We start from the raw sequence: 12,664 nt of genomic DNA, 5'->3' as shown, positions 1-12,664 counted from the left end.
AAAGCTGAAAGCTGAAAGCCAGGAGCTTGCGCGGATGGCTGGCTTAAGAGAAGGACCGTTGCCAAGTACTTAGCGGTGGCAGCCTGAACAGCAACCAACTGTAGGGACGCGACATGTAGCGTCCGCTGCAGCTCTCCAACCGCCGACAACGTCAGCAGTGACTCAAAAAACCTAACAACCCCGAGCCAACAACCGGCCCCACCGTGAGGCCGAAAAAAAACCGCACGACTCAACGCCGCGCGGTTTTTTCTTGAAGCTTGAAGCTTGCCGCTTGCGGCTTACTTCCGAGCCGTTTCCAGCGTCTTGGTGATCGCGGCGACGGCCGAGCCGATGTTGCTCAGTTCTGCCGGCAGGATCATCGTGTTATTGGTCTGCGCGAGTTTGCCGAACTCTTTCACGTACTGCTCGGCAACGCGCAGCGATACCGCTTCCTGACCACCCTGGGTGTTGATCGCCTCGGCAACGCGGCGCAGACCTTCTGCGGTTGCGGTGGCGATCAGCTCAATCTCGCGCGCTTTACCTTCGGCTTCGTTGATCTGGCGCTGCTTGTCTGCTTCAGACAGGTTGATGGTTTCCTGCTTCTGACCTTCGGACACGTTGATCTTGGCTTCACGTTCACCCTCGGACTGGGCGACCACCGCCCGACGTTCCCGCTCGGCGCGCATCTGCTTCTCCAGCGCATCAAGGATGGTCGCCGGCAGCTCGATGTCGGCGATCTCGTAACGCAGCACCTTCACACCCCAGGGCTTGGCGGCTTCATCCAGCGCTTCAACCACCTGCACGTTGATGGTTTCACGTTCCTCGAAGGTCTTGTCCAGATCGATCTTGCCGACCACCGAACGCAGGGTGGTCTGCGCCAGCTGCATGGACGCGTAGCGGTAATCGTTGATGCCATAGCTGGCCAGTTTGGGGTCAACCACCTGCAGGTAAAGCACACCATCGACCACCACCTGGATGTTGTCGCGGGTCACACAGGCCTGGCTGGGCACGTCGATCGCCTCTTCCTTCAAGGTGTGCTTGTAGGCCACACGATCAACAAAGGGGATCAGGATGTGAAAGCCGGCGTCCAGGGTTTTCGCATACTTGCCCAGACGTTCGATGATAAAGGCCGAGCGCTGCGGCACGATACGCGCGGTCTTGGCCAGGGCAACAATGACCAGCGCCAGAAAGCCAAGGGATAAAATAGTAGCGATTTCCATGGGTAAAATTCCGTTCAGAGGATGGAAGGTTTCAATCAGCGTTGGGGCGCGTGGCGCTGACCTGCAGCACGATGCCGGAGTGGCTCACCACCCAGGCAGTCTGGCCCTGCGTCAACGGCTCGCTGGACTCGGCGTCCCATTTGGCGCCATTGAGCTGCACATCGCCAACGCCGTCGACAAAGTCGGTCAGCACGCTCACACGCATGCCCAGCAACCCGGCGTCATCGGGGTCGCGCACAGCCAGGTCGGACTCGCCACCGCGCAGCCAGCGCTGAAAGCGGCGGCGCAGCAGCCAGAGCGTCCCCACGCTGAACAGCGAGAACAACAGCACCTGCCAGGCCAGGCCTTCAACCAGCCCAACCAGCGTCAAGGCGCCAACCAGCAAGGCGCCCAGACCAAAAAACACCGCAATCAAACCGGGGAAGAAAAACTCCGACAGCAACAACGCCAGCCCCAGCAGCAGCCAAAACGCATAACTTTCCAGATATCCAGTCAACATCAACTGTCCCTGTCGGGCCTCCGTGAACTTGGGTGTGCGAGCAGCCTACCAGAAGCCTATGGCCTGCGCCTGTGGCAAATGCCTGGACTGTGCAGCAAGCCAAACGTGCCGCCAGGGCACTATTCAGCGCCTGCGCTGGCACCGCACGCTCAGTTTGGTACCCTCAACGGAAGATCAAAAAGGAGTTTGCCATGTCTCTGCCTGCCTTTGCCCGCCTGCTGCTCTGCCTGCTCCTGTGCAGCGCACCCCTTGTGCACGCCCAAACCAGCGACACGTCCACCTCCCCTCTGCGCGTCGGCATCACCGAGGTGCCGCCCTTTGTTATCGCCGATGGCAAGGGCGGCTGGGAGGGCATCAGCATCGACCTGTGGCGCGCCATCGCCGATCGCCAGGGCTGGGCGTACGAGTGGCAGGTCATGCCGTTTTCAGACTTGCTGGAGGCCGTCGAACGGGGTGAGGTGGATGTGGTGGTTGGCGCCCTAACCATGACCTCTGAACGCGAGGCGGTATTCGACTTCAGCCACCCGTTCTACCAGACCGGACTCTCCATCGGCGTGCCGCACTCACCCAAGCAGGGACTGCTGCAGAGCCTCAAGGCTCTGTTCAGCTGGGGCTTTCTCAGCGTCATTGGCGCGCTGGCGCTGTTGTTGCTGGGTGTTGGCTTTGCACTCTGGCTGCTGGAGCGCCGGCGCAACGCCGAGCAGTTTGGCGGCAGTAACGCCGAAGGGATTGGCGCCGGCTTCTGGTGGGCGGCAGTGACCATGACCACCGTCGGTTACGGCGACAAGGCGCCGGTCACCCTGGCGGGCCGGCTGCTGGCGTTGGTGTGGATGTTCGCCGGCTTGATCATGGTAGCCAGCTTCACCGCCGCCATCACCAGCTCACTGACCGTCAGTAACCTGCAGTACCAGATCAACGGCCCGCAGGATCTGCCCGGCAACACCGTGGCAACCATCGCCGGAACCGCCAGTGCGCAATATCTGCAGGAGCAGCGCATCATCTCGCAGGAATACCCCGACCTGCACAGCGCCATGCAGGCAGTCAGCACCGGCGAAAGCGATGCCGTGGTCTATGACCGACCGCTGCTACAGTACCGCAACCAGCAGTTGGGCAAGGATCGGCTGGACCTGCTGCCCGGCGTGTTCGACCAGCAGCTCTATGCACTGGCACTGCCAACCGGCAGCCCGCTGCGCGATGAGGTCAACGAAGCTATCCTGCGCCTGACCGAGTCGCCTGAATGGCGTCTGATCCAGCGTGCCTACCTGGGCGAGGCGCCCTGAGCCGCACAGGCCGGCATGGTCTGAATCTCCGTTCGTCGGATCAGCAGGCTGAATAGTAGCGACGCAGAGCCAGTGACTGATCAGTCATCTTTCTGCGCCGCGCTCAGGCGCGGATTTCTGTCGATCAGTCGCTACTTTCGCGCCCTCACGCTGACTATGCTCTGAATCGGACACTGGCCCAGTGTCTCAAGACGATACAAAAACAAGCACAACAAACAGGAGTTTCGTCATGTCGCGTAAAACCCGACTCAGTGTCGCCTGCGGCCTGATCGCCGCGCTGGGCGTGAGCACCCAGGCCAATGCGTTCTGGTTCAGCTCGTCGTCGCAGTACACCAAGACCAAGTACCCCATCGTGCTCAGCCACGGCATGCTCGGCTTCGACAGCATCCTCGGCGTCGACTACTGGTACGGCATCCCCAGCGCCCTGCGCAAGGACGGCGCTACCGTCTACATCACCGAAGTCAGCCAGCTCGACACCTCCGAAGCGCGCGGTGAACAACTGCTCGAACAGGTGGAAGAGATTGTCGCCATCAGCGGCAAGGGTAAGGTCAACCTGATCGGCCACAGCCACGGCGGCCCGACCGTGCGCTACGTTGCTGCACTGCGCCCGGATCTGGTTGCCTCGGTCACCAGCGTTGGCGCACCACACAAGGGCTCGGCCACCGCCGACTTCCTGCGTCAGGTCCCCGAGGGCTCCGCCGGCGAAACCCTGCTGGCCGGCATCGTCAACGGCCTAGGCGCACTGATCAACTTCCTGTCGGGCAGCAGCTCAAGCACCCCACAAAACTCGCTGGGCACACTGGAATCGCTGCACAGCGAAGGCGCCGCGCGCTTCAACGCCAAGTTCCCGCAGGGCATTCCGACCAGCGCCTGTGGTGAGGGTGCCTATCAGGTCAACGGCGTACGCTACTACTCTTGGAGCGGCACCAGCCCGCTGACCAATGTACTGGATGTCTCCGACCTGCTGTTGGGCGCCTCGTCGCTCACCTTTGGCGGCGAAGCCAACGACGGCCTGGTAGGCCGCTGCAGCTCGCACCTGGGCATGGTGATTCGCGACAACTACCGCATGAACCACCTGGATGAGGTCAACCAGACCCTGGGCCTGACCAGCCTGTTCGAGACCGACCCGGTGACCGTTTATCGTCAGCAGGCCAACCGCCTGAAGAACGCCGGTCTCTAACCTGACAGGGCCGCCAACCGGCGGCCCTGCCTTGCTTCTTTTCATCTGGCGCGAGTATGCGATGAAAGCCCTTGTTTACCTTCCCCTGCTGGCGGCAGCGCTGCTGCTGGGCTGGCAGTTATCCCGCTCCACCCCACCAGCACCGGCGCCAACCCAAGCCGAGCTCGCCCCTGAACCGGCAACTCAGACACCCCCAGTCAGCCTGCTGCGCGAAAGCGCCCCCGACGCTGCCAGCGCACCGCAGGCCAACTCGCTGCGCGGCACCGAAGAGGATGGCCGACTGCAAGTCGACGCCGATGGCAACCTGCTGATCAGCGACCAGCTGCGACACCTGTTCGACTACTACCTGAGCACCGCCGGCGAACAAGATCACGGGCAGATCGTAGCCCAGGTTCAGGCACTGATCCGTGACAGCCTGGATGACCCTGCGCGCAGCCAGGCACTGGACCTGTTCCAGCGCTACCTCGACTATCAACGGGCGCTGGTCGAGCTTGAGCAGGACTTCCCTGCAGCAGCAGACATCGACAGCCTGTGGGCCCGTCAGGACGCCGTAGAGCGCCTGCGTGCCGACCTTTTCAGCTCGGCCGAGCACCAGGCCTTCTTTGCCGCCGAGGAGAGCTACAACCGCTTCACCCTGGAGCGCCTGAGCATCCTGCACAACCCGAACCTCAGTGACGAAGAAAAGACCCAGGACATTGAAGCCCTGCGCGAAAGCCTGCCCGAGGCCATGCAGGCGCTGCTGGTACCGCAGATTCATCAGGACCTGCGCCAGCAGACCCAGGCCCTGCGCGCAGCCGGCGCCGATGAAGGCGCGGTGCGCGAACTGCGTATGGAGATGGTCGGGCCGGATGCGACCGCGCGGCTGGAGGCGCTGGATGTGCAGCGCGCGCAATGGCAGCAGCGACTGGATGACTTTGTACGCGAGCGCGACGCCATTCTCAGGCAGCCCGGGCTGGCGGACAGCGATCGCGCCAGCGCTGTACAGGCGCTGCTGGATGCGCGTTTTGACAGCACCGAGCAGTTGCGCGTCAGCGCACTGGGACACTGACCGGGCAACAGCGCCCTGCCATACTGCAGGCTCCCCTGCACCGGAGCTTGCGTATGTACCACCAAGGGTTACTGCTGTTATCCGCCCTGCTCTTTGCCGGCACCTGCGCGGCGCAAAGCTACAGTCCGGCGGACATCAGCCAATGGTCTGAGCGCCGCTTCAGCGAGCCCACCAGCTACCGGCTGGAGCAACGCGGCGACATCGCCCTGCTGCGCGCCGACTGCAGCAACGGCCAAGCCAGCGCACGCTACCAGGAGCAGCAGATTGATCTGCGCAAGACGCCGGTGCTGCGCTGGTCATGGACCATCAGCCAGCCGTTCAGCGGGCTCAACGAGCGCCAGCGTGAGGGCGACGACTATCCGGTGCGGCTGTACGTGGTGAAAGATGGCGGGCTGCTGCCCTGGCGTACGCTGGCGGTGAACTACGACTGGTCATCTGCTCAGCCGGTCGGCACGCACTGGCCCAACGCCTACACCGCCAACGCGCAAATGCTGGCCGTGAGCAGCGGCACGCCGGCCGGCATGACAACACTGGAGCGCAATGTGCGGGAGGACTTCCAGCGCCTGCACGGGCAGACGCTGGATCAGATAGACGGATTGGCAATCATGACCGACTGCGACAACAGTGGTCAGCCCGTTACCGGCTGGTATGGCAGCATCGAATGGCTGCCGGTTACTTCTTCGTCCACTGACCGTTGACCTGGATGTACTGACCACGCGGCGTACGATCAATCGCTTTCTGGCCGGCAATCAGCTCAACGTCGCTGAGTGCCACACCGTTGTCACGCGCTACCTTCTGGTATTCGGCCTTACGCGCGGCGTTGATCTGGCGAGCGATTTCGGCAGCGTCCCCCCCATTGCTGACCACACCAAGGTAACCGTTGGGCTGCTCGCCCAGCTGACCGGCCGATTTGGCCGCCGGCAGCGCGGACATGGCTTCGTTAAGGTTCATGGCCATTGCCACGCCACTGCCCAGCAGCAGAGCCAGCAGGCCACAGATCAGATAAGTCGTTTTACGCATTATGAATATCCTTTCGCAACGGGCTCAGAACAGGCCACTGGATTCGTCGAAGATGTCGTCCAGCTCGCGATCCACCTTGACGTAAATTTCGTGTTCGATCTTCACGTTCAGGTTGATATTGATTGGCTCGCTGGGCGCCGCCAGTTGCACCGTCGGTCCGGCGCAGGCCGACAGCAGGCCGGCCAGAAACACGATTGTCAGCCCTCGCCTGTACATGGGCGCTCCTTGTCAGGGTTGCTGGGCACGCTGTTTGATCAGGTGCTGCTGAACCCGCTGTTGAATGATCTCGCTGACCTTGCCGCTCAATTGCAGGCTGGCCAGCAAGGCCGGAATGTTCTCTTCCAGGGTGACATTCAGATTGACCTGTCGCCCCTGCTGAAAGTCGGGGTTGTTGCCCTGCAGGCGCAGCCCGAGAATCATGTTGCCGTTCTCGCCGTAGTCTACCTGGGAGCTGAGGACAGTATAGTGAAAGTCTTCCAGCACCCCGGCCAGCTCACGCATGCTCGGGTTGGCTGCGGCGAGACGCTGCAGCTTGTCCGAGCGGTAACGCAGCACACCGCCCGGCTCACGGGCGGCAACCGAGCCCTCATCGATCAGCAACTGTCCGTCGCGCAGCAGCACCGGCAGGCGGCCGTCCAGCGTACCGCCACCACTGAGTCCCTCTGTTGGGTAGACTTCGAACAGGCGGCCCAGTTCCAGCCCCTGCAGCTGCAGCTCGGCGCGCTGCTCGGGCTCGGCCAGATTCACGGTTGTCGGCAGCACCCGCACCTCACCGCCCAGCAGCCCGGTGCGCAACTCGCTTACTTCCAGGCGCCCACTGGCCGGCTGCGCCAGCGCCGCGTGGTAGGACAACTGCCCGCGCACGGGCCCCAGCTCAATGCCCGGGTTAGCCTGGACAAGCTGCAACGACGGCACGCTCACTGTCAGTTGCTCGCCCTTAAGCTGCAGTTGCAGCGGACTGTCCAGCCCGCTGAAGGCGGTGCGATCGTAAATACCCTTGATGCCGCTCAAGCTCAGATCACTGCGCACGCGCAACTGGCGCCCACCACTGGCCTGCAGGCTGCCGCTGACCTGCCCACTGGCAAACGCCAGCAGCTCAGGCCAGGCAGCCAGTGTGTCTGCCAGTGGATTGCCTGCGAGCATGAACAAAGGTGCCAGCTCACCGCTGACGCGCCAGTCGCCGGCCGCCGACCAGCTGGCGTCGTGGGTCAACGCCAGCCCGGCAACGTTGCTCAGCTTGCCGCGCCAGCTCAATTGACTCTGCTGCCAGCGCCAGTCGCCCGCCAGATCCCAGCGCTGGGCTTTCAGCTGCGCATGCTCGATGGCCGCCAGGCTACCCTCCAGCCGGCCGGAGGCACTGAGGCCCGCATCCCCTGTCAGCGGCAGGGTCAGTTGCAAGGTCGGCTGCGTCAGGCTGGCATCACGCAGCCCCAGTCCGGCATCGGCCAGTTGCAACTGCTGCCAGCGCAGGCTTCCGGACGCCGTCAACGCCGCTTGCAGAGCGGCCGCATCAGCCTGCACACGCAAAGGCCAAAGGCCGCTGACGCCCCGGGCGCGCAGCGCGGGCAGGTCCAGCTGCGGCGCCGTTACACTGAGCTGCAGCGCGTCGCTGACGAGCTGCCAGTCGCCGCTCAGCGGCGCAGACACCGGGCCGGCCAGCGCTACGGTGGCCTCTTTGGGCAACCGCGCCTCGGCCTGCAGATCCGCCTTGAGCAGCGTATCCGCCTGCAGGCGCTGCCCCGCCTGCGGGGTCAGCTGCAGTTGTAATTGTTGCGGCCGCAGCGCCGCCGGCAGCGCTTGCAGGGCGGGCAAGGTCAGCGCCTGCAACTGAGCCTGCAGGCTGCCTTGCGTCAGTTGCCAGTCACCCGCTGTGCCCTGCAGCTGCAGGCTCAGCTCACCGCTCACCTCGCCGAGCTGGTCGACTGCCCAGGGCTGTGGCAGCGTCAGTTGCCCCTGCAGCTGTACATCTCCCGCCAGCCAATCATCCAGCGCCTCAGGCACCCGCGCCGCGTCCAGTTGCCAATCCAGATGCAGCTGAGCGGCAGCCGGTATCTGCTCGATCGGCAGCGCGCCGAGCGCCATCCAGCGGCCCAGGTAGCCAAACAGCCAAGGGGTTTGCGGCCAATCCGGTATCTGCAGACTGCCTTGCCAGTGCTGTCCGTCGCGCCACTGGCTGTTCAACCGGGCGGCGGCCACCTGATCAATCTGCAGATCAGCGTCCAGTGCCACGCCCTCGGTGTTCAGGCGCAGCTGCGGCTGAACGTTAAGCTGCTGGCCATCCAGGTCGAGTTGCAAGGCGCTCGACAACATCAGCCCATCGACCTGCTCGGCACGCCGCAACTGCCAGGCACCTGCCAGCTCGCAACGCGCATCACGGCAGGGCAGGCTGGCGTTAATCTGCGCGATACGCGCGCTGTCCGGCGCCCAGTCGGCCAGCCGACGCCAGAATTGTTCGTCTCCGAGCAGCAACAGGGGGTCAAGCCCGCCGTTCTGGCTACTATCCTGCGCGGCCGGCAGGTGTAACTGCAGGCTGTCTGCCTGCAAGGTGCGTAGTCGAGGGCCGTCGCGCCAGCCCGGCTGCAAGCGCGCCTGCTGCACCGTCAACCGCAGCCCGTCCTGCATCTGCAGGTGCAGCTCATCAACCTGCAGTGCGCCCTTGCGCCAACCCACCCCCTGCCAGTCGAGTTGCTGAACACCGGCTGCCTGCAACTGCTGCTGCCCCCACAGCCGCGCCAGCAACACAAGCAGCGTCAGCAGCAGAAAAATCAGCAACAGAATCGAACTACGCCGGCGCATGCGCCCCCCAAAGGTGTCAAACCGCTCACAGGTTAGCACTCGGCCGGCACTTGGCGGTTGACCCGGCTCCGGCATGACGTCTTAAATACCGCGGGCGGCCAAGGCCGCCACAGGGATTGACTGTCACAACCAAGGAGCGGTTCACCGTATTCCTGCGCGTTGCCAATCCCTTTTTTGCTCCACATGTTTAGCTCTACATTGCCAAAGAAAGGAAACCGCATGGAATGGTATACCGCTGTATTGAAGAAGTATGTCGAGTTTCAGGGCCGTGCCCGTCGCAAGGAATACTGGATGTTTATCCTTTTCAACATCCTGGCTTCCATCATCTGCGGCGTGATTGATGGCATCCTCGGCATCATGCTGCTGGTGCCGCTGTATTCTCTGGCCGTTCTGCTGCCGTCGATTGCCGTGTGCATCCGTCGACTGCACGACACCAACCGCAGTGGCTGGTGGATCCTGATCAGCCTGGTGCCCTTTGTCGGCGGCATCATCCTGCTGATCTTCCTGTGCATCGAAGGGGACGCCGGCGACAACCGCTTTGGGCCCAACCCCAAACTGGCTGCCGCCTAACCGGCCTGAGCCTTAGTGCCGGCCCGCTGCGCGCCCTTAGGGAAGCACTGACCAATTCGACACGCTCTCTGCGAGCGCCCAAGCGTGCAGATGCAAGGCGCGATGTGCAGCCAATAGTGGTTCTATTGGCAAGCGGCGCAACGCAGCAGATGCATGCTTGAGCGCTCGCCCTGCGGGGCGTTCAGGCTGGGCCGCACTCTGCGTTGTGATTTCTCGACAGGTCCCGACATGCCTTCGAAACCACGCCTTGATTGCAGCCCAGCCTGAACGCCAGAGGGCATATGGAATTAGTCAGTGCTTCCCTGGCGCGCAGCGAGCCGGCGCCTTGCGGTTTGCATTAACGGCCAGGCTTGGGCAGTCTGCTGCTATCACCGCAACCGACCTTGATCATGCCCACACTCTGCTTTCGCTCGCTGCTGCCGGGATTGCTGCTTGCCAGCCTGCTTGGCTGCCAGCAGATGCCCGAAGACCTCTCCACTGCAACCCCGCTGCGCCCCGCCGAACAGGTAGAACTGCTGTTTGACCAGACCTGGCGCGACAGCCAGGGCCAGGAGCATGTTCAGCAGCAGATCATGGACCGGGTACTGACGCTGATCGGCGGCGCCAACGACCTGATCGTTGTGGACATGTTCCTGTTCAATGATTTTGCCGGCGAGCACAGCCACCGCGCGCTCTCAAGCGAACTGACCGACGCACTGATTGCTGCCCGCCAACGTCACCCGCAGATGCCGGTGGTACTCATTACCGACCCGTTCAACACCCTTTACGGCGGCGTGGAGTCTGCGCAGTTCGAGGCCCTGCGCGGCGCTGGTGTCGACGTGGTGATGACCGACCTGAGCCAGTTACCCGCCTCCAACCCCACCTGGACCGGCATCTGGACCCTGTGCTGCAGTTATCTTGGCAACAGCACCCGGGGCGGCTGGCTACCCAACCCGGTCGGCGAGGGCAAGGTCACGCTGCGCACTTACCTGCACCTGCTGAATTTCCGCGCCAATCACCGCAAGACCCTGATCGTTGGCCACAACGGCGAGTGGACCGGCCTGGTCACCTCAATGAACCCGCATGACGCCAGCAGCCGCCACGACAACAGCGCGGTACAGTTCAGCGGCGCTGCAGCGCTCGATCTGCTGCAGACCGAGCGCGCCGTGGCGCTGCTGTCCGGCTACGCCCCTGCCGCCGACTGGCCAGCCGCCCCGGCAGTATCCGGTAGCGAGCCACCGCAGCTGCAGGTGCTGACCGAAGGCGCCATTGAGCAGGGGCTGCTGCAGTTGATCGACTCGGCGCAAGCCGGTGATGCGTTGGATCTGGAGATGTTCTACCTGTCGTCACGGCCCGTTATCGAGGCGCTGATTCAGGCCCATCAGCGCGGCGCCACACTGCGCGTGATCCTGGACCCCAACCGCGATGCCTTTGGTCGTGAAAAGAACGGCATCCCCAACCGGCAGGCAGCCTGGGATCTGCACGAAGCAGGCATTGCCGTGCGCTGGTGCGCGACCGAGGGGGAACAGTGTCATCGCAAGTGGATCAGGCTGGAACGCACCGATGGCAGCGCCGAGCTGATTGCCGGCTCGGCCAACTTCACCCGTCGCAACCTGCACGACCTGAATCTGGAGACCAGCGTGCGACTGGTCAGCCGCAGCGATGGTCCGCAGATCAGCCAGCAGCGAGGCGACTTTGAGCGCGAATGGCAGAACGCCAACGGCGCGATCTACAGCCTGCCCTACGCAGACTTTGCAGATCACAGCCGTTGGCGCTATCTGGTGTACCGCTTTATGGAAGCCAGCGGGCTCTCGACCTTCTGAGGCCCGCCGGGCGCAGATATCCGGCCACGGCATGCCGTGGCCCTTGTATGTTGACTGTGGTCCCTGTGACCATGGTCCCCGACTGATCATCGGGCGGCAGGTGACAGGCCGGTGTGGCCCTGAAGCCTCAAGAGCTTGGTTCGTAGATGGGCCGTCACCTGCCAACACACTCAGACAGTTCGAACGGTATCTGGTGCCGGTGCTGAGCGCCTGAGCACGTATTCGCAAGGTAGAACAGAGTGTGGTGACGATCACCTTTCAACAGAGCCGGAGGCCCCATGACCTGCGCTATCGGAATCGACATTGCCAAGCACACCTTCGACATCGCTAAGCCGCTGGAGCGCGACAAATACCGCACCAAGGCCAAGGTGGCGAACACCCCCGAAGGCTTCAAGCAACTTGACCAATGGTTAGAGAAGCACGCCGAGCCACATTGCTGGGTGCTGATGGAGGCAACCAGCGTGTACCACGAAGCGCTGGCGACGCATCTGCATCATCAGGGCTATCAGGTCTGTGTCATCAACCCTGCACGCATCGCCAAATATGCGCAAAGCGAGCTGCGCCGGGTTAAAACCGACAAGACCGACGCCAAACTGATCGCCCGCTACGCACAGCGCCATCTGGAAGAGATGCGTCCCTGGGAGCCCGAGCCAGAGAGCATCCGTCAGCTACGCGGCCTGGTACGTCGGCTTGCCGACCTGAAGGCGTTGGCGCAGATGGAGCGCAACCGTCTGGACGTCAGCGCTGAATCCGCTCAAGCCTCTATCCGCATTCACTTGGAGCACCTGGACGGCCAGATAGCCCTGATCAGTAAGGCCATCAACGATCACATCGACAACGACCCTGACCTGCGCGAGCAGAAGCAGTTAATGAAGACCATTGATGGTGTCAGTGATGGCACTGCCGCCACACTGCTGGCGGAGCTGGGCAGCCCTCTGCGATTCGACAGCGCAAGGCAGCTGGCAGCGTTCTGTGGTCTGAATCCGCGTTTGCAGGAATCTGGGATATACCGAGGCAAGTCGACCATCTCGCGCACCGGGTCAGGCCGAATGCGCGCAGCGCTATACATGCCAGCGCTGTCGGCGATGACCTACAACCCGGTCATCAAAGCGATGAAAGTGAGGCTAGCTGAACGCGGTAAAACTGGTCGGCTGGTTGTCTGCGCAGCCATGCGTAAGCTGCTGCACCTCATCTACGGGGTACTGAAATCAGGTCAGCCGTTCGACCCGATCAGAGCACTTGCACACTGATCGGGAAGACGGTATCTACG

General features: G+C 63.0%; 12 protein-coding genes. 7 read left to right on the top strand and 5 right to left on the bottom strand.

The window, feature by feature from the left end; genetic code table 11:
• Positions 1 to 278: 278 nt before the first annotated feature.
• The gene (locus BM116_RS16095) at positions 279 to 1,199 is read right to left on the bottom strand and encodes an SPFH domain-containing protein (RefSeq protein ID WP_083728145.1); all 921 of its coding nucleotides are present in this window, start codon (positions 1,197 to 1,199) and stop codon (positions 279 to 281) included.
• A gap of 31 nt (positions 1,200 to 1,230) precedes the next feature.
• Positions 1,231 to 1,698: an NfeD family protein gene (locus tag BM116_RS16090; protein WP_083728146.1), complete on the bottom strand. Its 468-nt coding sequence runs from the start codon at positions 1,696 to 1,698 to the stop codon at positions 1,231 to 1,233.
• Positions 1,699 to 1,889: 191 nt separating this feature from the next.
• Here BM116_RS16090 and BM116_RS16085 point away from each other — a divergent pair, with 191 nt between their 5' ends.
• From BM116_RS16085 to BM116_RS16070, 4 genes are all read left to right on the top strand, one after another.
• Entirely contained in the window at positions 1,890 to 2,978 is a 1,089-nt protein-coding gene (locus BM116_RS16085) for a transporter substrate-binding domain-containing protein (protein WP_083728147.1), read from the top strand.
• A 229-nt stretch (positions 2,979 to 3,207) separates the two neighbouring features.
• Positions 3,208 to 4,158 (top strand): triacylglycerol lipase, encoded by a 951-nt coding sequence (locus BM116_RS16080; protein ID WP_083728148.1) that lies wholly within the window; start codon positions 3,208 to 3,210, stop codon positions 4,156 to 4,158.
• 61 nt (positions 4,159 to 4,219) lie between these two features.
• Positions 4,220 to 5,206: a lipase secretion chaperone gene (locus BM116_RS16075; protein WP_083728149.1), complete on the top strand. Its 987-nt coding sequence runs from the start codon at positions 4,220 to 4,222 to the stop codon at positions 5,204 to 5,206.
• Positions 5,207 to 5,259: 53 nt separating this feature from the next.
• Complete coding sequence (locus BM116_RS16070; protein WP_083728150.1) at positions 5,260 to 5,904, top strand: DUF3047 domain-containing protein; 645 nt, start codon at positions 5,260 to 5,262, stop codon at positions 5,902 to 5,904.
• On the opposite strand, the gene BM116_RS16065 is transcribed toward BM116_RS16070, so the two are convergent.
• Genes BM116_RS16065 through BM116_RS16055 form a run of 3 tightly spaced genes read right to left on the bottom strand, consistent with a single transcriptional unit; the run spans position 5,879 to position 9,022 of the window.
• Positions 5,879 to 6,226 (bottom strand): YdbL family probable chaperone protein, encoded by a 348-nt coding sequence (locus BM116_RS16065; RefSeq protein ID WP_083728151.1) that lies wholly within the window; start codon positions 6,224 to 6,226, stop codon positions 5,879 to 5,881. The two genes, BM116_RS16070 and BM116_RS16065, sit on opposite strands and share 26 nt — an antisense overlap.
• 24 nt (positions 6,227 to 6,250) lie before the next feature.
• Positions 6,251 to 6,442 (bottom strand): YnbE family lipoprotein, encoded by a 192-nt coding sequence (locus BM116_RS16060; RefSeq protein WP_065335720.1) that lies wholly within the window; start codon positions 6,440 to 6,442, stop codon positions 6,251 to 6,253.
• A 12-nt stretch (positions 6,443 to 6,454) separates the two neighbouring features.
• A complete protein-coding gene (locus BM116_RS16055; protein WP_169847287.1) occupies positions 6,455 to 9,022 on the bottom strand; it encodes an intermembrane phospholipid transport YdbH family protein in 2,568 nt (855 codons plus the stop codon).
• Positions 9,023 to 9,241: 219 nt separating this feature from the next.
• On the opposite strand from BM116_RS16055, the gene BM116_RS16050 reads away from it, so the two are divergent.
• The 3 genes from BM116_RS16050 (at position 9,242) to BM116_RS16040 (ending at position 12,644) form a co-directional block, all read left to right on the top strand.
• Positions 9,242 to 9,592 carry a DUF805 domain-containing protein gene (locus BM116_RS16050; protein WP_083728153.1) on the top strand — a complete coding sequence of 117 codons (351 nt, stop codon included), beginning with the start codon at positions 9,242 to 9,244 and terminating at the stop codon, positions 9,590 to 9,592.
• A gap of 389 nt (positions 9,593 to 9,981) precedes the next feature.
• Positions 9,982 to 11,394 carry a phospholipase D-like domain-containing protein gene (locus BM116_RS16045; protein ID WP_083728157.1) on the top strand — a complete coding sequence of 471 codons (1,413 nt, stop codon included), beginning with the start codon at positions 9,982 to 9,984 and terminating at the stop codon, positions 11,392 to 11,394.
• Between the two features lie 278 nt (positions 11,395 to 11,672).
• Entirely contained in the window at positions 11,673 to 12,644 is a 972-nt protein-coding gene (locus BM116_RS16040; protein ID WP_083729506.1) for an IS110 family RNA-guided transposase, read from the top strand.
• Positions 12,645 to 12,664 lie beyond the last annotated feature (20 nt).

Origin of the sequence: Halopseudomonas pachastrellae, from assembly GCF_900114765.1 — a bacterium.
GTDB classification, from domain to species: domain Bacteria; phylum Pseudomonadota; class Gammaproteobacteria; order Pseudomonadales; family Pseudomonadaceae; genus Halopseudomonas; species Halopseudomonas pachastrellae.
Note: the sequence above shows the minus strand (reverse complement) of the source record. Positions and strands in the feature narration are given on the sequence as shown.